Consider the following 23,062-nt stretch of genomic DNA (forward strand, 5'->3'; position numbering starts at 1 on the left):
ACCCGCAAAATCTGCGGCAATCTTGTCCGCTGTCTCTTCGCTATATCCTGTCCCCGGCACGGGCCATTCTGGCCTCAACGGCGGCATCTGACCGCTGCGTGAATGGGGACAGGAAACATGGCCAAGACAAGCGCGTGGAATGCCGCCTATATGGCGGGGCTTCTGACCGGCATCGCGGTTCTGCCCGTTTGGGCACAGGAGACGGGCCAGGACGAGACGCTGGCCCTGGAGGAGATTGTGGTGACCGCCCGGCGGTCGGCGGAACGGCTGCAGGATGCGCCGGTCGCGGTAACCGCCCTGTCAGCAGATGCGCTGGATAGGCTGGGGGCATCCGACCTGGGCGACCTGCAGGCCGCCGTGCCCAACCTCACCCTGCATGAGGGCGACGCCTCCAACGCCGTCGTCTATATCCGGGGCGTGGGGCAGATCGACAGCCTGGCCTTTGCCGATCCCGGCGTCGGCATCTATCTGGATGATGTCTATCTGGGTCGTGCCCAGGGTGCCTTCCTGGATGTGTTCGATACGGAGCGGGTGGAGGTGCTGCGCGGGCCGCAGGGCACGCTCTATGGCCGCAATACCATTGGCGGCGCTGTAAAATTCGTCTCCAAACAGCCCGATGACCGCACCGCCGCCAGTGTCGAGGCCACAATCGGCGATTATGACCGCCGCGACGTGAAGGCCTCCGTCCGCGGTCCCTTAATCCCTGAAATGCTGGCCGGCAGTGCCGCCATCGCCTACCTGTCGCGCGATGGCTATGCCAAAAATTCAGTGGGTGGCAAGGATGATGGCGATCAGGAGACCTTTGCCTGGCGTCTGGGCCTGAAGGCCACGCCCAATGACCGGCTGACCATCAGCCTGTCTGCGGATGGTTCCGATGACCGCCCCGACACCTCGCGCACCCCGGCCCGCGCCACCGCCGTTTTCACTACCCCGCCCAATGCTGATCCGTTCAAGGTCGATGCCGATTTCAACGGGTTGAACAAGCTGTCGGTGCGCGGTGTCGCCGCCCATATCGACTGGGACGCCAGCGATGCTGTCAGCCTGAAATCCATCACAGCCTACCGGACCATGGATTACGAGACGCATCTGGACCTGGATGCCACGGCTGCCGCCATTTTCGGCGTCTTCGTGGATGAGGCGCAGAATCAGTTCAGCCAGGAATTCCAGGCCAGTGTGCGGACGGACCGGTTCGACGGCGTTTTCGGCCTCTATTACTTCCGCGAACATGACGAGACCGAAAGCGGTCTTGCCGGCCCTGTCATCAGCCTCGTCACCAACTCCCTGAACGATCAGACCAACCGCTCCTATGCCGCCTATGGCCAGGGCAGCTATCACGTCTCCAACGCCCTGTCGCTGACCGCCGGCCTTCGGTATACGTATGAGAAGAAGGATTTCGACCGTATCCAGGAATTCTTCGCGGCGACATCCCCCATTCCACCGGCATTGGGCACTGGCCTGCGGATCACGGATGTGAAGACGGGCGATAACTGGTCCTCGCTGTCGCCCAAGCTGGGCCTGGATTACAAGATCAATGACGATGTCATGGCCTATGCCAGTGCGGCGCGCGGGTTCAAGAGCGGCGGCTTCGATGGTCGTTCCAACAATCCGGCCCAGGCCGTGGCGTATGATCCGGAGACCATGTGGTCCTATGAGCTCGGCTTGAAGTCCAGCCTGCTCGACCGCCGCATGACCTTGAATCTGGCCGGCTTCTACAACGACTACAAGGATTTGCAGCTGTCCAGCTTCGTCGCCGACAGCACGGGCGGCTTCGCGGCCCTGTTCACCAATGCTGGCGCCGCCACCACAAAAGGGCTGGAGCTGGAACTGACGGCGCGGGCCACGCAGGACCTGACCCTGTCCGCCACCGCCGCCTGGCTGGATGCGCAGTATGATGAATATAAGGGGCCGGGCGGCGCTGACATTGCCCACCTGCGCACGCCCGTGAATTCCCCGGAATGGAACTTCCGCCTGGGTGCCAACTGGCAGCGGGAAGTGGGTGATGCCGGTCGGGTGATCGTCGATGGCGATCTCTCCTACCGCTCCAAGACCTATCCCACCGTCAGCAGCAGCGAAGTGCTGGCCCAGTCCGGCTACGCCCTGCTGAATGCTCAAGTAGCCTTTCAAACGGCGGATGAGCATTGGACCGCGACCTTCGGCGTCCGCAACATCGCCGACAAGAAATATGTCAGCCATGGCTTCGACCTTTCAGACAGCCTGGGTTACCAGCTCGCCTATTACGGCGCGCCGCGCACCTGGTCGCTGGGCCTGAAGTACCGCTACTGAGGGGGAGTGGCCAATCGTGACGCTGGACCCGCAGTCCCTCACCCTTCTTGAAAGCTTCCGGCAGGCTGGCGGCACCGCCATCGATGATATCGACATGGCCAGCGCCCGGCGCGATTACGACCTGCTGTTCACACAGCTGGGCGGGCCGGTGGCGGATGATGTCACCATCCGGATGGAAGGGGTGCCCCTGGTCGACCATCCCCTGCCGCTGCGGATTTACCGTCCGCAATCGGTCCGGGGGCCAGCACCGGCGCTGCTGTTCTTCCATGGCGGCGGCTGGTCCATGGGCGGCCTGCCCTGCTATGACGCCCCGCTGTCGCATCTGGCGGCGCGAAGCGGGTTCATCATCGCCAGCGTCGGCTACCGTCTGGCCCCGGAAAACCCCTTCCCCGCCCCGCTGGAAGATGCACTGAACAGCACCCGCTGGGCCCTGTCCCGGATCGGGGATCATGGCGGGGACCCAACCCGGCTGCTGATCGGCGGCGACAGTGCCGGTGGCACCTTGGCCGCTGCCGTCTGTCAACTTCTCTGCCCGACGGAGCGGCGCCCCAGGGGCCAGGTGCTGTTCTATCCCGTGCTGACCCTGGCCGATGGCGATCCACGCCTCACCTCCCGGCAGACCAACGGCAATGGTGAGTATTTCCTGTCGCGGGAGGGTATTGCCTGGGCCAAGGGCAATTACCTGACCGATCCAGGTCTGGCCTTCCTGCCGGCTGTATCCCCCCTGCTGGCGCCCGATCTGCGCGGCTTGCCGCCAGCCCTGCTGCTGACGGGTGGATATGATCCACTGCATGATGAGGCCGCACTCTACGCGTCGCGCCTGCGCGATGCCGGCGTCGCAGTAGAGCACCTGACCTACCCCGGCACGTTTCATGGATTCCTATCTTTTGGCGGCGTGCTGGATATCGCGGGACAGGCCGTTGGCGATACAGCGGAACGGATGCGCCGCATGGTACAGACTTAAATTGTAATTCACAGTCATCGCATAGCACCGGATAGTTCTACAGACTGGAAGCAAGGCAAGTTCCATTCACATGACTTTGGGGATTGAGTGATTGAGGCTGTATCGGGCACGCCAATCCGATTTGTGATCCAAGGGTCTGGGCGTCTAAATGCCCGCAACGTTTCCGGCGATCACAAATGCACAACTAACCACCCGCCCCTAGCGCCTTCCAGGCCCGGTCCAAAATTGGCGCCGCTTTCAGCCAATACCAAGTCTCTGCCTGCAGCCGATTCGGCCCCGGCAGCACACCGTTGCCGGGGGCAAATAGGTGGCTGTCGCGCGCCTGTTGCCACGCCGCAAGCAGATGGCCGCCGCCTTCCACGGGGTGCAGGTCCAGAGGTGGTTCGGTGATGCCGGAATGCAGGGCCAGGCGCGTTGCCAGCCCTGGATGCCTCCTCGCCAGCAGTGACGCGACAGCCGCGCCATAGCCCCAGCCCTCCACCTCTCCCCCTGTCCATCCACGTGTGGTCAGCAGGCCGGCGATGGCATCGGCCATGGCGGCAAGATCGCCGGGATCTGCCACCGCCTCACTGTCGCCCATGCCAGGCAGGTCGGGGGCCAGCCAGGCACCGGCGGATGGCGGGGGCAGCAGACTGCCAGCCCCGCCCAGATCATGCAGGCGCAGACAGGGCGCGCCCTGACCGCCGGCCACCCAGGCGATGCCATCCGTCACGCCCCGCGCCGTGAAGTCAGGAACCGCCGGTGCCGGTTCGACAGGCAGGTGTCCGCGCAGAAAGCCGGTGACGACATCCCAGGCGGCGGTGCGGTTGGGGGCCGTCCCCGTCGTGACACCGCACGGCAAAGGCGGCAGTTTCGACAGGTAGCGGTGCAACGGATCATCCTGTGCGGCGAACAGCAGCGCCGGAACCGTCAGGGTTGCCATGTCCGCCGCCGGGCGATAGGACAGCGCCGCCTCATACCCGGTGCGGTAGCTGTCACCGGCCCGCAGAAATTCCATGATCTGATCATGGATGCGGGTGAGGTCCGGCTTTGGCCGGGACAGCCGGGCCGAGGGGTCGCGGCGATACCAGGGGAAGAAGATGCCCTGATCGCGGATGCGGTGCCAAGCCCAGGCCAGATGCCCGCCATCCCATTGCGGATGAAAGGCAGGCAGGTAGTTGGCCAGCAGGTCCGCCCTTTCCGGCTCCTCCATCAACATAAAGCCATCGACGACAAGGCCAGAGACGCGGTGCGGGTACAGGACGGCAAAACGATTGGCGATGCAGGCACCGGTGTGGAAGCCATAGAATGCCGCGCTGGTGAGGCCCAGCGCGTCCATCAAACGGTCCACACCATCGGCAAACCGGTCAACCGTGGCCGGCCCTGGCGGCAACGGGTCGGAAAGGCCGAAACCGGGATTATCGGGCGCGATCACCGTGGCAAAAGGTGCCATCGCCTGCATCAGGGGCAGCAGTTCGGCACTGTCGCGCGGTGACTGGTGCAGGGCCAGCAGCACCGGCCCCTGCCCCGCCCGCCGGTAATGGACCAGCCGCCCGTCAACCTTGATGAAGTGCCGCGTTACCCTGGTCATCAACGCCTCCCGATCCTGGCAGGCCGGGATCATGGGATCGGGCGGAACGGTTGGTCCAGGTGGCCCCAGCCCCCTTGTCCGCAGGGCGGGCAGATGCCCTACCATCCACGTGGTGGAGATTTGGGATCGGACATGCGGCAGACGGTCGACATGAACCGTACAGTCCACCCCAACCGGATACGGTGATGCGACGCGCGGCAGGAGGGTGCAAGGATATGGACGGTTCAGGCAAACCGGAACGGGATCGCGATGCGGCCCTGCTGGCCGCCTATGACGGCCCGCCCGATTACCGTGCGGTCGGCCGCCACGGCATCTTCCCAGAGATGACGCATGACGAGATCGAGCGTTTCAACTTCCTGGCCCATATGAACCGGCATCTGGCCAGCCGCGTGCTACCCGGCGTGAAGACGGCGTTCGAGACGCGTGTGGCGCCGGGCAAGGAGTTCACAGACCGGCAGCAGGTGCGCCGCGCCCTGGCGCGCGATCCCTTTTGGCAGGTATGGTCGGCACTGCGCCGGAACACCATGGAAATGCGACAGCAGGCGGGACGCTGGGTCACCCTGCGCCAGCGGGAAGAGCTGGCGGCCCGTGCCGCGGCCCTGACTGACGGTGATCCGCGCCTGACGCTGGACCCGTCGCTGCCCCTGCCCCGCTATGTCGCGGCCATCGACCATCATTGCATGCCCGGCAGCTATCACACCGAATATAGTCCCGGCGACGTTGCCAATGCCGCCAATTATGATTGCGGGTTGTTCGCGACGACTGGTGGGATGCTGGGCCAATGGTCGGATGGTGGCGGTCAGGCGGTGACCGCCTGGGTCCGTAAAAACCTGCCGGACTTCAAGCCAAAACGTATTCTTGATCTGGGTTGCGGCCTGGGCCATAGCGTTCTGCCGCTGGCACAGAATTTTCCCGACGCGGAGGTGGTGGCCGTGGATGTCGGCGCGCCGATGCTACGTTATGGTCTGGCCCGCGCTAAAAGCCTGAATGTGGACAATATCCGCTTCGTGCAGGCCAATGTCGAAAGCCTGCCCCAGTTCGCCGATGGCAGCTTCGACTGGGTGCAGACAACCATGTTCCTGCATGAAACCAGCTACAGCTCCATGCAGCGCATCTTCAAGGAGACGCACCGTCTGCTGGCGCCGGGTGGGATCGTCCTGCATGTCGAACAGCCGCAATATTCCCCCCAGATGCCGCTGTTCGAACAGGCGATGCGCGATTGGGACGCGTTTTATAATGCAGAACCGTTCTGGACAAAGATGCATGAGGCGGACCTGGATACCTGGATGGTGCAGGCCGGCTTCGCGCGTGAAAGCCTGATCCATGGCGGGGTTACCGCCGTGGTGGACAAGACCATCTTCCCCGACGCCGCCGAAAGCGAGGGCGAGGATTATGGCCGCAAGGCGGCCTGGCACGTTGTGGGTGCCCGCAAGGAGTTTGCGTGATGTCGATCCAGAAGGCACTGGCCGAGGCGTCGGCCAAACCGAAGGGCAAACGCCCGCGTTTCCTGGAAAGCTGGGAGGCGGAACGCGCGCTGGCGGTCGCCATGTCGCTGGCCGGCGAACTGGTGGTGACCCGCCAGCGCCTGGACACGCTGGAACGGCTGCTGGCGGCCAAGGGCATCGTCAGCCGGGCAGAGATCGACAGCTTCGCCCCCAGCAAGGCGGAAGCCGCCGAGCGCGGCCTGTGGAACCAGGAGTTCCTGGCTCGCGTCCTGCGTGTGGTGCAGCAGGAGGCGGAGGCCATTTCCGCCAGCGATGACAGCAGTGAGAACATCGCCGAGGAACTGGCCCGATGAAACTGTTGCGCGCCGCCACCCTGACGGTGACTGACCCGGAAGCCAGCGCCGCGCGGTATGTGCAGTGGCTGGATTACGGCATTGTCGAGCGTGGCACCCTGCCCGCCGACCTCGCCGCCGCTTGGGGCTGTCCCGCCAGTGCCGGCCGCGCCTATCTGGTCCTGCAACCCGCCAGCGGAGCGGAGGTGTTCGTGCGCTTCTTGGCAGGCGATCCGGTCGACAGCTATCGACCGCTGCGCACCCATGGCTGGGCCGCCCTGGAAATCTGTGTGCAGGATGTCATGGCGGTAAATGAACGGATGCTACACAGCCCGTTTGAGATCATCGGCCCGCCGCGCCTCAATACCGGGCTGCCCACCATCCATCCAATGCAAGTGAAGGGCCCGGACGGGGAGATTGTCTATCTGACGCAGATCAACGGCGACCTGCCGGCCTTTGATCTACCGCGTGCCGAGAGCCTGATCGACCGGCTGTTTATCCTTGTCCTGGCCTGTTCCGATATGGAAGCCAGCATCAGATGGTTTGAAGAAACCACGGGCCTGCGCCTTGGGGAACGGATGGACATTCCCTACACGATGCTGGCTAATGCCTTCAGCCTTCCCCTGGATCAGCGGCACCGGATCGCCACCCTGGTGGATGACCGCGATATCTTCCTGGAACTGGATCAATATCCGCCAGCGGCGACACCGCGCGACCGGCATGAAGGGCAGTTGCCGCCCGGTATCGCCATCTGCACCCTGTCGCATCCCGACCTGTCGGCGGTGAAGGGCGAATGGATCACCCCGCCCGCCCGCCGCGATGGCGCAATTTATGCCGGCCGCCTGTCCGGTACAATGCGCGCACCGGATGGAAGCCTGCTGGAGCTGGTGCAGTTGCCGGCATAAACGGATTTTAATGTCCGCAGCACCCGTTCCCCATCGAACCCTTACGCGCATTTGAACTTCAATGCGGTCGATGCCGTGCGCCCGCACGGCCCATCGATGTGGGGTTTCATGACTGACATCATCCTGATCGCGCTGGCGCTGGGGCTGTTCGCCCTGGGCGTCGGCTATGCCTATGCCTGCGAGGGGTTGTAAGACGATGCTGGATTTGATCCTGGGCGTCGCCACCGCCGTCGGGCTGGCCCTCTACCTGATCCATGTGCTGTGCCGGCCCGAGCGCTATTAAGCGCCGCCGGCTTTCGGAGTTTCCGATTTGACCCTGATCGGCTGGATGCAGATCGCGCTGTTCTGCGCGGTTATCATCGCCGTCACACGGCCGCTTGGCGGCTTCATGACGCGCATCTTCGCGGGGGAACGCACCCTGCTTTCCCCCCTTCTCTCCCCCGTTGAAACGGGGCTCTACAAACTGGCCGGCGTGGACGCGCGGACGGAGCAGCATTGGCTGACATATGCCTTGTCCATGCTGCTGTTCAATCTGGCCGGTATGCTGTTCCTCTATGGCATTTTGCGCCTGCAGGACCTGCTGCCGCTGAACCCGCAGGGGCTGCCGGCGGTGGCGCCTGAACTGGCCTTCAATACCGCCATCAGTTTTGTCACCAACACCAACTGGCAATCTTATGGTGGGGAAACCACCATGAGCTACCTCAGCCAGATGGCCGGGCTGACGGTGCAGAATTTCCTGTCAGCGGCTACGGGCATCGCGCTGGCCCTGGCGCTGGTGCGCGGCTTTGCCCGGCGGTCGGCCAGGACCATCGGCAATTTCTGGGTCGATATGACCCGCGCCACGCTATACCTGCTGCTGCCCTTCAGCATCCTGGCCGCCCTGTTCTTCATCTGGCAGGGGGTCCCGCAGAATTTCGACGCCTATACTGTAGCGGCGACGGTGGAGGGAGCGCAGCAGACCATCGCCCAGGGGCCGGTAGCCAGCCAGTTGGCCATCAAGATGCTGGGCACCAATGGTGGCGGCTTCTTCAACGCCAATTCCGCCCATCCGTTTGAAAACCCGACGGCCCTGTCGAATTTCGTGCAGATGCTGCTGATCTTCGCCATTGGCGCCGGGTTGACCAACCTGTTCGGGCGCGCGGTCGGCAATGAGAAGCAGGGCTGGGCCATTCTGGCCGCCATGGGCGTGCTGTTCATCGCCGGTGTGGCCCTGGCCTATTGGGCGGAGGCCGGGGGCAACCCGCTGCTGGCCGGGTTCCATGTCGATCAGACGCTGGGCAATATGGAGGGCAAGGAGGTGCGGTTCGGGACCGCCATGTCCGCCCTGTTCGCGGTCATCACCACCGCCGCGTCCTGCGGGGCCGTCAATGCCATGCATGACAGCTTCATGCCGCTGGGCGGGATGGTGCCGATGATCAACATGGCGCTGGGAGAAATCATTGTCGGCGGCGTCGGGGCCGGGCTTTACGGCATGCTGCTGATGGCCATCATCGCCCTGTTCGTGGCCGGCCTGATGGTGGGTCGCACGCCGGAATATGTCGGCAAGAAGCTGGAAGCACGGGAGATTAAGATGACTGTGCTGACCATCCTGGCCATGCCGGCCATGATCCTGCTGTTCACTTCGGTGGCCGTAGTCATCGCACCGGGCCTTGCCGGCATTCAGGATGCGGGACCGCATGGTTTCTCCGAGGTGCTGTACGCCTACACCTCCGCCGCCGCCAATAATGGCAGCGCCTTTGCGGGGCTGACGGCAAGCAATGGCTGGTACGCGGTCACCCTTGGCATCGCCATGTTCGTGGGCCGGTTCTTCATCATCGTGCCCATGCTGGCCGCTGCCGGGTCGTTGGCGTCCAAAAAACTCGTGCCACCGTCAGCAGGCACCTTTCCCACCACCGGCCCGCTGTTTGTCGGGTTGCTGGTGACAATGATCCTGATTGTCGGCGGTCTGACCTATTTCCCTGCCCTGTCGCTGGGCCCGGTGGTGGAGCATCTGATGCTAACCGCCGCCGTGACCCCGTGAGCGACCGGAGAATGAACATGCGAAACGCAGATATCGTCACGGGCCATGGCAATAAGCGGCTGGCCCGCAGCTCCGTCTTGGACGGGGCAATCCTGTGGCCTGCGATCCGGGCCAGCTATGCCAAGCTGCACCCGGCTGTGCTGGTGCGCAATCCGGTGATGTTCCTGGTGGCTGTCGTCGCGGCGCTCAGCACCGGGTTGTTGATCCGCGACCTGGCGGTGGGCAATGACAGCACGGGCTTTTCATTGCAGATCGTGCTGTGGCTTTGGTTCACGGTGCTGTTCGCCAACTTCGCGGAGGCTGTGGCGGAGGGCCGGGGCAAGGCCCAGGCGGCCAGCCTGCGCCGCGCCAGGACGGAGGCCATGGCCCGCCGCCTGTCAGGCACGGACCTGTCGGGCGGCACCGAAACCGTACCCGCCGCCATCCTGGCTGTTGGTGACCATGTCGTTGTGACGGCGGGTGAACTGATCCCCAGCGATGGCGAGATCGTGGAGGGCATCGCCACCGTCGATGAAAGCGCCATCACGGGCGAAAGCGCACCGGTGATCCGCGAAAGCGGCGGCGACCGATCAGCGGTGACGGGCGGCACCCGTGTCCTGTCGGACCAGATCATCGTACGCATCACGGCGGCCCAGGGCTCCACCTTCCTGGACCGGATGATCGCCCTGGTCGAAGGCGCGGAACGACAGAAGACGCCGAATGAAATCGCGCTCAACCTGCTGCTGGTCGGCCTGTCGCTGATCTTTCTGCTGGCCGTTGTCTCCATTCCCGGTTTCGCGCTGTATGCGGGCGGGTCGGTGTCGGTGATCGTGCTGGTGGCCCTGTTCGTCACACTGATCCCCACCACCATCGGGGCACTTCTGTCGGCCATCGGCATTGCCGGCATGGACCGTCTGGTGCGGTTCAACGTGCTGGCAACCTCCGGCCGCGCGGTGGAGGCGGCGGGCGATGTCGATACGCTGCTGCTGGACAAGACGGGCACCATCACCCTGGGCAACCGCCACGCTACCGAATTCCTGCCCGTGCAGGGCGTAACGGAACGGGAACTGGCCGAAGCCGCCCAATTGTCCAGCCTGTCCGATGAGACGCCGGAGGGTCGGTCCATCGTTGTCCTGGCCAAGGAAAAGTATGGCCTGCGCCAGCCAGAGATCGCGCATCAGGAGGCGCGCTTCGTGCCCTTTGCCGCCCAGACGCGGATGAGCGGGGTCGACATTGCCGGTGTCGCCATCCGCAAGGGGGCCGTGGATGCCGTCCTACGGCATGTCGCGGCCCAGCGCGGCACGGGTCAGGTGAAGATGCCGGAACTGGAGGCGCTGGCCGAACGCATCGCCAAGGCGGGCGGTACGCCGCTGGCCGTGGTGCGCGGTGACCGGGTCCTGGGCATCGTGCATCTGAAGGATATCATCAAGGGCGGCATCCGCGACCGTTTCGCCGAACTGCGCCGTATGGGCATCCGTACCGTGATGATCACGGGCGACAATCCCCTGACGGCGGCGGCCATCGCGGCAGAGGCCGGGGTGGATGATTTCCTGGCCCAGGCCACGCCAGAGGACAAGTTGAACCTGATCCGCAAAGAACAGGCCGATGGACGGCTGGTTGCCATGTGCGGCGATGGCACCAACGATGCCCCGGCCCTGGCCCAGGCGGATGTCGGTGTCGCCATGAATACCGGCACCCAGGCCGCGCGTGAGGCCGGCAACATGGTGGATCTAGACAGCGATCCGACCAAGCTGATCGAGATCGTGTCCATCGGCAAACAGCTGCTGATGACGCGCGGCAGCCTGACCACCTTCTCCATCGCCAATGATGTCGCGAAATATTTCGCCATCATCCCCGCCATGTTCGCGGGCATTTATCCGGTGCTGGGCAGCTTAAACATCATGGGCCTCTCCACCCCGCAGTCGGCCATCCTGTCGGCCATCATCTTCAACGCCCTGATCATCATCGCGCTGATCCCGCTGGCACTGAAGGGCGTGGCCTACCGTGCGCGGTCGGCGGCCAGCCAACTGTCCCGCAACCTGCTGATCTATGGCATCGGCGGTCTGGTGGTGCCGTTTGCCGGCATCAAGCTGATCGACATGGCCGTCACGGCCCTGGGCCTTGTGTAAGGAGTTCCAATCATGTTGAAGGAAATGCGTCCCGCCCTGGTCTTGCTGGTGCTGTTCACCCTGATCTGCGGCCTGGGCTATCCACTGCTGATCAGCGGGATCGGTCAGTCCGTGTTTCCGCATCAGGCGGGCGGGAGTCTGATCCGCAATGAAGATGGTGCGGTCATCGGGTCCGAACTGATCGGTCAATCCTTCACAGACGACCGCTATTTCTGGCCGCGCCCGTCGGCGGCGGGCAGCAATGGCTATGATGCCGGTGCGTCCAGCGGGTCGAACCTTGGCCCCACCAGTGCCGCCCTCACGGAGCGGGTAAAGAAGGATGCCGAACGGCTGGGTGCCGATGCTGGCAACAAGGTCCCGACCGATCTTGTGACAGCATCAGGCAGCGGGCTGGACCCCCACATCACCCCCGCCGCCGCCTATTTCCAAGTGGCCCGCGTGGCCAAGGCGCGGGGCCTGGACGAGGCGGTCGTGCGGCAGATAGTCGATACCCGTATCGAACAGCCCCTGCTGGGGCTTTTGGGGGAACAGCGTGTCAATGTCCTGATGCTGAACCTGGCGCTGGACGGCAAAGGCGGGGAACGGACAGCGAGGTGAACCGGGAGCATTGTCGGGGAGGCGCGTCGCCCTTTTACCCGGACGTGGAAATGTCAGACGCATTTAGCGTATCCTGCCACAGCTTAACAGGGCGTCCGCCGGGGGCACCATGGAGCATGACGGAGCCGAGATGTCCGCCTCACACCGCTCGTTGACGATGATTGCCGCTGCGGCCTTACGCAAAGGCTATCCTCACCTGGCGCGCGTGGCCTGTACGGAGGAACTGAAGCAACAGCCCGACAGCCACGAGGCCCGGCGGCTCTTGTCCATCGTGAATGATAGAGAACGGTTGTTTCAGGCAAGCTCCCCCTTGCTCGCCTATCGCGCCAATATCAACAGCCAGAATGGCGAGGATGGTATCCTGGCCGAAATTCTGATGCGGTTGAATATCGGTACCGGCTGGTTCTGCGAATTCGGGGCCTGGGACGGCATCCATCTCAGCAACAGCTTCGCCCTGGCCTGCCAGGGATGGCGCGGAGTATATATCGAAGGCGATGAGGCGAAGTATCAGGATCTTCTGCAAACCTGTGCGAAGTTTCCGCCGGACGCTCTGTATCCGATCAGCGCATTCGTCCATGAAAGCGAGGAAGGCCGCACGCTTGACGCGCTGCTGTCCACCACCCCCATTCCGGCGGAGTTCGAGGTACTGAGCATCGATATCGACAGCAGCGACTATCACATCTGGAAGTCGCTGCTGTCCTATCGGCCCAAGATCGTGATCGTGGAGGTCAACAGCACAATCCCGACGCCGGTCGTCGCGATCCATGGTGAGGGTGTGTCAGGCTCAAGCTTTCAGGCAATGGCCAATCTTGCACGGGAAAAGGGCTATACCCCCGTCTGCCACACCGGCAACCTGATCGCGGTGCGCGACGATCTTGTGGAACCATTGGGCCTGCCGGATTCCGTTCTCCAGAATCCGGCAGGGCTGTTCGATCCCAAATGGGTCAGCGCCAGGATTGATCAGCTTTTTGACTGACCCGACACTGCCCAGAGTCAGGAGATCCGTCAGCGCCGGGCGACCTTGGTTTCAATCTGGGCCAGCACGGCGTTGATTTCCTCCCGCCGGCCAGCATCGGCAACCTCCCGGCCCGGACGGGGGGCAGCGGCCAACGCGTGGTTCAGGACGTCACGCGCCTTGGCATACTCCCCCTGCCGAAACAGGAAATCGCCGTAGAAGTAATTGGGGTCGATACCGTCCGGGTTCTGGGCCAGGGCCTTTTCCAGATAGGCCTTGGCCTTCTTGTCGCTGCCAAAGCCGATGGGGAAGCCCGGCACCTGATAATAAAGGCTGCCCAGCGAGGTATTGACCGATCCGTCCAGGGCCGTGGGATCGATCTGTTCGGCGGCCTCAAGCTTGGCCTTTGCCTCCTTAACCAGCGACAGCGCGCCCATGCCGCCCTTGATCCCCGCCTCCGACGACAGGATGATGGCTTCCCAGATCAAGGGTTCAGCCTTGCCGGGATAAGCGGCGGTGACGGTCTTGGCCTGGTTCGCGAGACCTTCCATATCGGCAAGCTGCGCATCCTCTCCCTTCACTTCATATTTCACATGCGCCCACCCGGCCTGAAGTTCCGCGACCTTGGCGTCCATGGCGGGATCGGGGGAGGCCAGGGCCGAACCGGCCAGCAGCAGGGACAGGGTGGCCAGGATCAGTTTCTTGTCAGCGCGCATGGGTTTTCTCTCCAATCGGCGTGATGGTGGCACCGCCCGTCGGGGCGGCTATATGCGAGAACAGGCTGGCGGCCTTGGCGTCGTTGCCGGCCAGCGCCCGGTCGACCAGACCGGGGAACAGGGCGTTCAGGCGGGTGAAGAAGGCTTCGGGCCACCCGATCACCGTTTCGGCCTTGCCCGCCTGGGCCGCGGCCAGGATACGGCGAGCGACCTGGATGGGTTCATCCTGCGCTATGCCGGTCAGTTCGGCGAAACGCTGCACCAGCGGCCCGTTGAAGCCGGTGCGCACCGCACGCGGGGCCACATGACAGACGGTAATGCCGGTCCCCCGCACTTCCCGCCGCAGCGCCTGGCTGAAGCCCTTCAGCCCTGCCTTGGCGCTGGAATAGGCTGCGAAATGCGCGAAATTGATGGAGCCAAAGACGGAACCAACATTAACGATGTGGCCGCGCCCCCGCTGCTTCATGGTGGGCAGCACCGCCTGGGTCAGGGTGACCGGCGCCACGAGGTTGACCAGATAATCACCCAGCAGGTCCGCGGGACGCTGCCCCTCTACGGGGCCGAAATATTGCCGTCCCGCAATGTTGAACAGCATCTGCGGGGCCAGCAGGCGTGCCTGCTCGGCAGCATGCGCGATGCCAGCCTGGGTCGACAGGTCGGCGCGGATATGGCGCCCCGGCATGTCGCCACGCCCCAGGGTGGTGACCTGCGCCCCGCGATTGCGCAGCAGGCTGACCAGGGGTGATCCGATGCCACCGGCACCGCCAGTGACCAGAATGGTGCGACCTTCCAGGCTTTCCTCATGCAACATGGCGCACCTCATCGGTGTGACGGCTGTGGGGAATGGCACGGAACAGGCCGGCGAAAAGACCGAAGATGCGGCTCGCCATGGTGATGATAGCCTGCTGATCCACCGGATCGGTCACCCGGTTCATCAGGGTGCGGAAGAATTCCATATGCTGGATGTCCAGCGACCCATGGCTGGTCAGATAGCTGAAACAGCTTTTCGGCAGGTTCAGTGACTTGCGCACCGCTTCCGCCCCATGGGTGGCGATGGCGGTGCTGGTGCCTTCCAGCACATAGACCATGCCGAAGAAGCCGGCGGCGTTTTCCTCCCGGATGAAGCGGTAGGCCTCATCCACCATGGCCTGGGTGGCGGCACGCGGGGCGCCATGGCGTACCATCTCCGCGTTTCCGCCGGCATGGCGGATGTCGTTCAGGATCCATTCCTCGTGCCCCTCCTCCTCCTCGATATATTCATCCAGGGCGGGGATCAGCCATTCCTGGTCGGGGCGCAAGGCCGCGCGGGCGGTGCGCATCAGCGGCACCGTGTGCTTCACATGGTGATACGCCTCCGTCAGATAGGCGATGTAGGTTTCCAGGCTGATACGGCCCGTCAGGCCATCCTGGATCTGCGGCACCGACAGCAGGGAAAGGCGCGCCGGCTCTGTCTCCGTCACCAGACGGTCGAAGAAGGCTTGGGGCATGGGGATTTCATCCTCATTTCGGGATAAAAGGTTGGCATGGGCGGTAGCAATGGCGTCGCGGCGGGGACGGCCATTGGGTGTCAACATGCCGTTCAGGGGGGTGAAGGCGGGGACGGTGTGCCAGCGGGCGACGCGGGCATAGGGTGGCAGGGCACCATTTGCGCGCGCCACCGCCAGTGACAGGGCGGACGGGTCCTGTCCAAGCCGGGTGGGCACGATCAGGACCGTCAGGTCGGCCTGGGCATCGCCGAACAGCACCGCCTGGAGGATTTCAGGCTGCGCCGTCAGTTCGGCTTCAACCCATTCCGGTGCGATGTTGCGGCCAAAGGCATTGATGATGACATTGCGCGACCGGCCCTGGATGGACAGGTACCCGTCCTCATCCAGGCTGCCCAGATCGGCGGTGGCGATGCGGGACAGGGCGGGGTCGCCGCCGACATAGCCCAGGAAGGCATGGTTGTTAACGCTGACCTCCCTGGTGGCCGGGTCGACCGCCAGATCAAGATGCGGCAGCACGCGGCCCACCGTCCCCACCCGGTTGGCATCAGGGGTGTTCAGCGCCACCACCGACCCGCATTCCGACAGGCCATAGCCCTGGTAGACCGGCAGACCCAGCATCGCGGCCTGCGCCAGCAGGGAAGGCGCCACCCGCGCCCCACCGACAGCCACCAGCCGCAGATCGGGAAGCGTGTGGCCACTTTGCGCCATCGCGGCCATCAGACCGCGCAGCAGTTCCGGTACGAGAATGACGCTGTTCGCACGAACGGTGGACAGGGCGGCCAAAAGCCGGCCGAAGTCCGGCTGGAAAGGTTGCGCCAGGCCCAGTTCCTCCGGCGAAGTGGCCAGATAATGGCCGCCGGCCAGCAGCGTGCTGTAAAGGCCCGCGACATTTTCCAGCAGGACCGGCAGGGGCAGGATGGCGACATGGCGGCCCGCATAATCGGTGCCGATCACCTGCACCAGGGAGGTTGCCACCTTTTCCAGACCGGCAGCCGACAAGCAGACACCCTTGGGCGTCCCGGTCGTGCCGGAGGTGTAGGTGATCTTGGCCGTACCCACCGGCAGCAGCACGGGGGCATGATCCAGGCGATGAAGATAAAGCATCTCCGTGCCCACACGGAGCGCCTGACCGCCATTGCGCGGGATGTCGGTGATCAGCCAGCCGGCACCGGCATCGGCCAGGGCGTGGCTGCGCTGATCAGGCGTGAAGAAGCCCGGCAATGGCAGGCCGACCAGACCCAGTTCCAGCAAGGCAAGGTCCAGAACGGCCCAGGCGGCGGAATTGTTGGCCTCCACGGCGACGGGCCGGCGGTCCAGGCCGATATTTTCGCACAGGTCGGCAGCCAGCCGGTCAATGACGCCCGACAGGCTGCCGTACGTCCAATCATTGATGGCGGGCTTTGCCGGGTCCTGCATGCGGATGGCAGAAAGAATGCGGCTCATGCAATCACCTCAGGCGCCGAAATGGCGGGATGCAGACGGGGAAAGGTTGGGAAGGAGGGCAGCGCCTGCCGCGCATCGCCGGCCAGGAAACGGTCAAGGCTTTCAGCGCCAAACGCGACATTGCCGCAGACCACGCGCGGATCGTTGGCGTAGTAGCTGCCCCAGGCGGCAGCGGCGGGACCGACGCGGTCGGGCGTGGCACAGCCCAGCTCGACAGGATCGAAGCCGATCTGCCGGAACAGGCGGCGCAGCGGGCGAGTGGCGGTAACCACGGCCTTTTCATACCCCTGGCCATGCAGATAGGCGGCCAGCGCCATGAACAGCAGGTAAGACGCCCCGGCTTCTGCGGCGGCCAGATTGCCGATCTCCACCACCTGGCCCCGCGCTGGCTGATCGGGGATCAGGGTTTCGACCGGCTGGTCCAGATAGGTTTCCAGGAAAAGGGGACCGGTGCCCGCCGGGCGGAAGCCGACACCCGCCAGGATATGGTCGTCGGCGTCACGCAGGCTCATCAGCATCGGATGGGTGATGGTGATGTCACCGCCATAAGTCTGCGCATAGGTGTTGCGGATCATCGCCTCCACCCGTCGCCGTTCGGGGGCGAAATTGTGGGTGATGGCCACAACAGCCGGGCGGCAGCGTGTCAGGGTTCCCAGCCGTTCGGCATCGAACCGCAGGCTGCCCCGCACCCCCTCATCATCGCGCATCAGCATTTCAATCACAGGCGTCACTCCGCCGGTTGGATTGGCCGGTTTCAGCGGCCTTCAAATGCATGACGGCACCGCCCGCAGTGGACCGCAGGTGCGAACGGAAAAAATTTTGAGGCTGTGGCGAAAACCACCTGCTGCCACCTGTTGCATTGATCGGGCGTGGGTCCGGGTCTATATCGGATGACAGTCTCCGCCGACCCCAGGTCCCGTCATCGCCCCGACCCCACCCCTGATCACCGCCTATCTGGAACACCGCGCCTTTCTGCTGCGGCTTCTGACGGCGCGCACGGGCAGCGCCGCGGAGGCGGAAGATATTGTGCAGGAAATGTATGAACGGCTGGCCACCCTGCCCGATGGGGGCGAGGGGGTAGAGAATGTACCCGCCTTCCTGAACCGGATGGCCATGAACCTGGCCTTCGACCGGCAGCGCAGCGGATCACGCGCCGCCGCGCGCGACGGCGAATGGCTGTCGGCCAATGCCCTGGTCGACGGACCCGAACCCATCGCGGAGGCCCCGACGGCGGAAGATGTGGTGGGCGGGCGGCAGGAGCTGCGCCAGTTGCGCGATGCCATCGACGCCCTGCCACCGCAGGGCAAGCGCGTCTTCGAAATGCACAAGCTGCAAGGCCGCCCGCATGCGGAGATCGCGACCAGCCTGGGTATTTCCCGGAGTGCTGTGGAAAAACACATGGCCGCCGCCATGAAGAACCTGTTGAAAAGGCTGGGGCGCCGTCTTGAATGAAAAATAGTTCATGAGAGGGGGTAAGGTACCGCCCCTTCCGCGACGTCAACAGGACAAAGCCCGAACCAGAAGCAGCCAACATGGTGAACCGCCCGCCCGAAGCACCCCTTGATCCCCGCCTGGAACAGGCGGCGGACTGGCACGCCCGTTTGCAGGGCGATGCCGATCAGGCGGTGTGGCTGGCATTCACTGAATGGCTGGAGGCCGATCCTGCCCACCGCATCGCCTATGACAAGGTGGAGGGGCTGTGGCGGCAGTTGGACGCGATACCGGCGACACAGCCAGCGACCATCATCGATCTGGCCAGTCGGCGCAAACCGGCCCCGATGCCGACCCCGGCCAATATATCCCGCCGCTGGTTCCTGGGGGGTGCCGCCGCTGCGGCTGCCGCCCTGGCAGTGACGCTGACCAGCCAGTATACCGCCACCCCCGCGCCGCAGATTTTCGAAACCGCCCCCGGTCAGCGCCAGACGGCCAAACTGGCCGATGGGTCCAGCATCATCCTGAACAGTGGTACGCGGCTGTCGGTCGCCATGCTTGATGACCTCCGCTCCATCGTGCTGGAAAAGGGGGAGGCCCTGTTCGATGTCGCCAAGGACCCGTCGCGTCCCTTCACCGTGGCGGCGGGTGAAAGGCTGGTGACCGTGGTCGGCACCGCCTTCAATGTGCGCAATCTGGATCGCGGCGTGACCGTCACGGTCACGCGTGGTCTGGTCGATGTCGGCAATGCCGATGGAACCGCCAAACAGCGTCTGACACCCGGACAGCAGATCAGCGCCCTGCATGGTCAGGCACTCGGTCCGGTCACGACGGTGGATGCACCGGCCGTAACCGCCTGGACGCAGGGTCGCCTGTCCTTCGACAATGCCCCCCTGCCCCAGGTCCTGGCGGAACTGTCGCGCCATTACCCGCTGCCCATGCGGGCGGAAGGGGCGGCGGCGGGCCTGCATTTCTCAGGCGTGCTGCGGCTGGACACTGATCAGACAACGCTGCTGAATAATCTGCGGGGGTTGCTGCCCATTGCTGTGGTGCGTCAGGGTGATAGCTTCGTGCTGTCGAAACGCCCCTGACGGTTCCCACTTTGCGTCTTTTCCCCCTCTCCGCCCTGGTCCTGTCGCTGACGGCCCTGCCGGTTCTGGCCGCTGATCAAGGGATCGCCGTGCCTGCCGGCCCCCTGGGTACCGCCCTGTCCGACCTATCGCGACAGACGGGTATTTCCATCGGTGGGGACCAGATATTGACGGGCCGGAACAGCCCTGGTGCCAGCGGCCCGCTGACACACGAACAGGCGCTGACAAGGCTGCTGGCCGGGACGGGGCTTGGTTTCCGCAAGGTCGGGCCAGATGCATACCGGCTGGAGCCGCTGTTGGTCCCACGCCTGCGGCCAGCGGCGGATCAGTCCCAAGCGGCATCTATTGAACCCATTATCGTAACGGCAACGAAGCGCGGGGCATCCCCGGTCGATCTGCCCGTGGCCGTGGGGTGGCTGACCGCCGCTGATCTGGCCCGTCTGGGCACCAATAACCCCGACGCCGCACTGCCGCTGCTGGGCGGGGTGGGCAGCACGCATCTGGGGCCGGGGCGGAACAAGCTGGCCATCCGTGGCCTGTCGGACAGTGCCTTCACCGGCCAGACCCAGGCCACGGTCGGCCTGTATCTGGACAATGCCAAGGTTAATTACAACGCGCCAGACCCCCACCTGCACCTGATCGATCTGGACCGGGTGGAGGTTCTGCGCGGGCCGCAGGGCACCCTCTATGGCGGCGGCTCCATCGGCGGCATCCTGCGGATCGTGCCGACCCCGCCCGACCTGTCGGAACGGTCGGCACAAGTGCGACTTTCCGGCAGCCTGACCCGCGACGGTGCGCCGGGCGGCGGCGTGGAGGCAGTGTTGAACCAGCCGCTGCTGACCGACCGGCTGGCCGTCCGGCTGGCGCTTTATGCCGACCGGGAAGGCGGTGTGATTGATGCGGCTGGCGGACGGCGCAACATCGACCGCACGGACACGCAGGGTGGCCGTCTGCTGGTCGCCTTCGTGCCGACAGATGACTGGCGCCTGGAACTGGGCGGCACCTATCAGCTGATCGACACGGACGATAGCCATTATATCCAGGGGCGGCGCGGCTGCTGCACCCGTACGGCGCAGCTGGCCGAACCGCACGACAATGATTTCGACGAGGCGCATGTCACCCTGACCGGCAGCCTGTCCTTTGCCGACCTGCACAGCACCACCGCCTTTGTCCGGCATGAGATCGACAGTTTCTATGATGCCAGCACCGCCGTGCCGGCGCTTGCCGGGCTGCCGGCCCAGCCCGCACTGTTCCATGAGGCGCAATTATCCCGCCTGTGGACCCATGAAACGCGGCTGACCAGCAAGGATGATGGCGTCAGCACGCTCAACTGGCTTTCCGGCCTGTACCTGTCGCGGCAGACCGCCAATTCCAGCCGTCGCCTGAACCCCGCGGCAGAGAGCGGCACCGATCTGTGGCGGCGTGACAGAGTGGACGAGGTGAAGGAGGCGGCCCTGTTTGGGGAGCTGTCCTGGCGGTTCCAGCCTGACTGGACCCTGACCGCCGGCGGCCGCCTGTTCCATGTGGCGCAGGAGGTGGAGGCCATAGCCCGCGCCCCGGCACCGTCGGTGGCGCAAGCGCAGGGATACACGCGGGAGACGGACTACACGCCCAAGCTGGCCCTTGCATGGCAGGCCTGGGAAGACACGACATTCTATGCCCAGATGACGGAAGGTTATCGCCCCGGCGGTATCAATATCGAAGAGGCCGGACCAGTCACGGGCGATGACTATCGTACCGCACGTTTCCAGACCGATGAGCTTTGGAACTATGAGGTAGGAACGAAGCTGTCGCTATGGCAGGGACGGCTGATGCTGGATGCGGCCATCTTCCATGCGCGCTGGCGCAACATCCAGACCGACCAGTTGCGGGCCGATGGTCTGACCGTCACAACCAATGCCGGGGACGGCAGCAATACGGGGATCGAAGTGACGCCCCGCCTGCATCTGGGTCCCTGGCGGCTGGATGCGACGGTTATCCTGAACGATCCGGAACTGACCCGTGTCGCCCGCGACTTTACCGGCAGTGCGGATGGCGGGTTGCCCGGCGCTTCACGCTTCAGCGGCAGCGCCAGCCTGTCCTGGCGCGGGCAGCTCACGGACGGGATGAACCTGCTGACGGCCCTGGACTATAGCCATACAGGCCGCACCCACCTGACCTTTACCGACGGGATCAGTCAGGGTCCGGTCGATCTGCTGGGCGGGCGGGTGACGCTGCACGGAACCGGGGGCTGGTCGCTTGGCGTCGCCTTGGACAATATCCTCAACAGTGACGCCAACCAATTCGCCTATGGCAACCCGTTCACCCTTGGCGCAGGTCCGCAGGCAACCCCCGTCCGCCCGCGCACCGTGCGGGTCAGCATCGGCTGGGAAGGGTAGGTGGACAGGTCATCTGGCCGCCGAAAGGCGCCAGATCGTGCCGCCCTTGTCATCAACCACCAGCAAGGCACCATCCCTGGCAACCGCCAATGACCGGGGGCGACCATGGACATGGCCCGGTTGATCAGTGAAACCTGTCAGAACCTTCTCCAGCGGCCCCACGGCCTTGCCACCGGCAAAGGGCACGAACACCACGTCATAGCCCAGAAGTTCGGACCGGTTCCAGGAACCGTGCCGCGCCACGAAGGCGCCGGAGCGGTACCGGGCCGGCAGGGAGCTTGACGCGCCGAAGGCAATGCCAAGCGCCGAGGCATGTGCCCCTACGGCGAAATCGGGCGTGATCGATTTCGCAACCAGATCAGGCCGCTGCCCCTTCAAACGAGGGTCGGGGTGCTTGCCCCAATAGCTGTAGGGCCAGCCGTAGAAGCCGCCATCCCTGACCGAGGTGATGTAGTCAGGGACCAAATCATCCCCCAACTCATCGCGCTCATTGACCGATGTCCAGAGCTGGCCCGTCACCGGTTCGATATCCATGCCGACCGGATTACGCAGCCCGTCGGCAAATATGCGTTCGCTGCCGGTGACAAGATCAATGGCAAGGATCGCGGCCCGCCGCTCCTCCTTCGCCATACCAAATTCACCCACATTGCTGGCCGACCCCACCGCGATAAAGAGGGTACGGCCATCCCGGCTGGCAAGCAGGTTGCGGGTCCAGTGATTATTGTATCCGGTCGGGTCGAACCGGGTAATCCAGGTACGCGGTGCATCATCCGGGATCGTCGACTGGCCCTGCCGGTAGGGCGTCCAGAAGACCCCATTAGCATTCGCGATGTAAAGCCGGTCACCGATCAGCGCCATGCCATAGGGCTGCTGCAATCCGCCGATCAGCACATGGCGTTCGTCCGCACGGCCATCACCATCCTTGTCGCGTAGCAACAGGATGCGGTTGGCCCCCTTGTCCACGAAGCTCGGGTCTTCGTTCTTGCGCTCTGTCTTAGCCTCCGCGACAAGCACATCGCCATTGGGCAAAACAATGGCGTTGCGCGGTGAATCCAGCCCCTCCGCAAACCGGTTCACCGCGAGGCCGGGTGCCGTCCACAGTTCCGCGCCTTCATGGAACGGCGTTGTGTCGGGCGTGTTTTTCACCGATGGCGTGGCAAACGGCGCCGGCAATTGCGGATCGGCACCGATGGAACGGCTTTCCTGCGCCAGTGCAACCATGGGCAGGCAGGCAAGACACAGAATTGCGATGCCGAAGCGGGCGGATTTCATGGGAAATCTCCATGGAAAGGTCAAAGCTTGATCCGCAGGCGACCGCCAATGGGGCCCCATTGGCT

Annotated in this window: 19 protein-coding genes; 13 read left to right on the forward strand and 6 right to left on the reverse strand. The window is 64.4% G+C overall.

Annotated elements, in window-relative coordinates; genetic code table 11:
* Positions 1-117: 117 nt before the first annotated feature.
* Positions 118-2,283, forward strand: coding sequence for a TonB-dependent receptor (locus C0V82_RS21005; RefSeq protein ID WP_158660101.1), 2,166 nt, complete (start codon positions 118-120; stop codon positions 2,281-2,283).
* Positions 2,284-2,299: 16 nt separating this feature from the next.
* Positions 2,300-3,247, forward strand: a complete 948-nt coding sequence (locus C0V82_RS21010; protein ID WP_102114314.1) for an alpha/beta hydrolase — start codon at positions 2,300-2,302, stop codon at positions 3,245-3,247.
* Between the two features lie 184 nt (positions 3,248-3,431).
* Here C0V82_RS21010 and C0V82_RS21015 read toward each other — a convergent pair whose 3' ends face one another.
* On the reverse strand, positions 3,432-4,817 hold the full coding sequence (locus tag C0V82_RS21015) for an alpha/beta fold hydrolase (RefSeq protein WP_158660102.1): 1,386 nt from the start codon (positions 4,815-4,817) through the stop codon (positions 3,432-3,434).
* A 215-nt stretch (positions 4,818-5,032) separates the two neighbouring features.
* On the opposite strand from C0V82_RS21015, the gene C0V82_RS21020 reads away from it, so the two are divergent.
* The 8 genes from C0V82_RS21020 (at position 5,033) to C0V82_RS21055 (ending at position 13,200) form a co-directional block, all read left to right on the forward strand.
* Complete coding sequence (locus C0V82_RS21020) at positions 5,033-6,262, forward strand: class I SAM-dependent methyltransferase (protein WP_102114316.1); 1,230 nt, start codon at positions 5,033-5,035, stop codon at positions 6,260-6,262.
* Positions 6,262-6,615: a hypothetical protein gene (locus C0V82_RS21025; protein ID WP_102114317.1), complete on the forward strand. Its 354-nt coding sequence runs from the start codon at positions 6,262-6,264 to the stop codon at positions 6,613-6,615. The genes C0V82_RS21020 and C0V82_RS21025 overlap by 1 nt, the downstream gene beginning before the upstream one ends.
* Positions 6,612-7,499 (forward strand): VOC family protein, encoded by an 888-nt coding sequence (locus C0V82_RS21030; RefSeq protein ID WP_102114318.1) that lies wholly within the window; start codon positions 6,612-6,614, stop codon positions 7,497-7,499. The genes C0V82_RS21025 and C0V82_RS21030 overlap by 4 nt, the downstream gene beginning before the upstream one ends.
* Before the next feature lie 172 nt (positions 7,500-7,671).
* The gene (locus C0V82_RS21035) at positions 7,672-7,782 is read left to right on the forward strand and encodes a potassium-transporting ATPase subunit F (protein WP_194461846.1); all 111 of its coding nucleotides are present in this window, start codon (positions 7,672-7,674) and stop codon (positions 7,780-7,782) included.
* Between the two features lie 45 nt (positions 7,783-7,827).
* A complete protein-coding gene (gene kdpA, locus C0V82_RS21040; protein WP_199772616.1) occupies positions 7,828-9,519 on the forward strand; it encodes a potassium-transporting ATPase subunit KdpA in 1,692 nt (563 codons plus the stop codon).
* A gap of 17 nt (positions 9,520-9,536) precedes the next feature.
* The gene (kdpB, locus tag C0V82_RS21045) at positions 9,537-11,627 is read left to right on the forward strand and encodes a potassium-transporting ATPase subunit KdpB (protein ID WP_102114459.1); all 2,091 of its coding nucleotides are present in this window, start codon (positions 9,537-9,539) and stop codon (positions 11,625-11,627) included.
* A gap of 12 nt (positions 11,628-11,639) precedes the next feature.
* Positions 11,640-12,224, forward strand: a complete 585-nt coding sequence (kdpC, locus tag C0V82_RS21050; protein ID WP_102114321.1) for a potassium-transporting ATPase subunit KdpC — start codon at positions 11,640-11,642, stop codon at positions 12,222-12,224.
* A gap of 130 nt (positions 12,225-12,354) precedes the next feature.
* Positions 12,355-13,200 (forward strand): hypothetical protein, encoded by an 846-nt coding sequence (locus tag C0V82_RS21055; protein ID WP_102114322.1) that lies wholly within the window; start codon positions 12,355-12,357, stop codon positions 13,198-13,200.
* A 29-nt stretch (positions 13,201-13,229) separates the two neighbouring features.
* Here C0V82_RS21055 and C0V82_RS21060 read toward each other — a convergent pair whose 3' ends face one another.
* The 4 genes from C0V82_RS21060 to C0V82_RS21075 are packed head-to-tail and all read right to left on the reverse strand — an operon-like array spanning position 13,230 to position 17,532.
* Positions 13,230-13,895 carry a tetratricopeptide repeat protein gene (locus C0V82_RS21060; protein WP_102114323.1) on the reverse strand — a complete coding sequence of 222 codons (666 nt, stop codon included), beginning with the start codon at positions 13,893-13,895 and terminating at the stop codon, positions 13,230-13,232.
* The gene (locus C0V82_RS21065; protein ID WP_102114324.1) at positions 13,885-14,706 is read right to left on the reverse strand and encodes an SDR family NAD(P)-dependent oxidoreductase; all 822 of its coding nucleotides are present in this window, start codon (positions 14,704-14,706) and stop codon (positions 13,885-13,887) included. The genes C0V82_RS21060 and C0V82_RS21065 overlap by 11 nt, the downstream gene beginning before the upstream one ends.
* Complete coding sequence (locus C0V82_RS21070; protein ID WP_102114325.1) at positions 14,696-16,825, reverse strand: AMP-binding protein; 2,130 nt, start codon at positions 16,823-16,825, stop codon at positions 14,696-14,698. The genes C0V82_RS21065 and C0V82_RS21070 overlap by 11 nt, the downstream gene beginning before the upstream one ends.
* On the reverse strand, positions 16,822-17,532 hold the full coding sequence (locus C0V82_RS21075; protein WP_158660103.1) for a thermostable hemolysin: 711 nt from the start codon (positions 17,530-17,532) through the stop codon (positions 16,822-16,824). The genes C0V82_RS21070 and C0V82_RS21075 overlap by 4 nt, the downstream gene beginning before the upstream one ends.
* Positions 17,533-17,809: 277 nt before the next feature.
* Here C0V82_RS21075 and C0V82_RS21080 point away from each other — a divergent pair, with 277 nt between their 5' ends.
* From C0V82_RS21080 to C0V82_RS21090, 3 genes are all read left to right on the forward strand, one after another.
* Positions 17,810-18,277: an RNA polymerase sigma factor gene (locus C0V82_RS21080; protein WP_245924284.1), complete on the forward strand. Its 468-nt coding sequence runs from the start codon at positions 17,810-17,812 to the stop codon at positions 18,275-18,277.
* 80 nt (positions 18,278-18,357) lie between these two features.
* On the forward strand, positions 18,358-19,347 hold the full coding sequence (locus C0V82_RS21085) for a FecR family protein (protein WP_102114328.1): 990 nt from the start codon (positions 18,358-18,360) through the stop codon (positions 19,345-19,347).
* Positions 19,348-19,358: 11 nt separating this feature from the next.
* Positions 19,359-21,725, forward strand: coding sequence for a TonB-dependent receptor (locus tag C0V82_RS21090; protein WP_102114329.1), 2,367 nt, complete (start codon positions 19,359-19,361; stop codon positions 21,723-21,725).
* Between the two features lie 9 nt (positions 21,726-21,734).
* Here C0V82_RS21090 and C0V82_RS21095 read toward each other — a convergent pair whose 3' ends face one another.
* Positions 21,735-22,997 (reverse strand): PQQ-dependent sugar dehydrogenase, encoded by a 1,263-nt coding sequence (locus C0V82_RS21095; protein WP_102114330.1) that lies wholly within the window; start codon positions 22,995-22,997, stop codon positions 21,735-21,737.
* Between the last annotated feature and the right edge of the window lie 65 nt (positions 22,998-23,062).

This window comes from Niveispirillum cyanobacteriorum (assembly GCF_002868735.1).
Taxonomy (GTDB): Bacteria; Pseudomonadota; Alphaproteobacteria; order Azospirillales; family Azospirillaceae; genus Niveispirillum; species Niveispirillum cyanobacteriorum.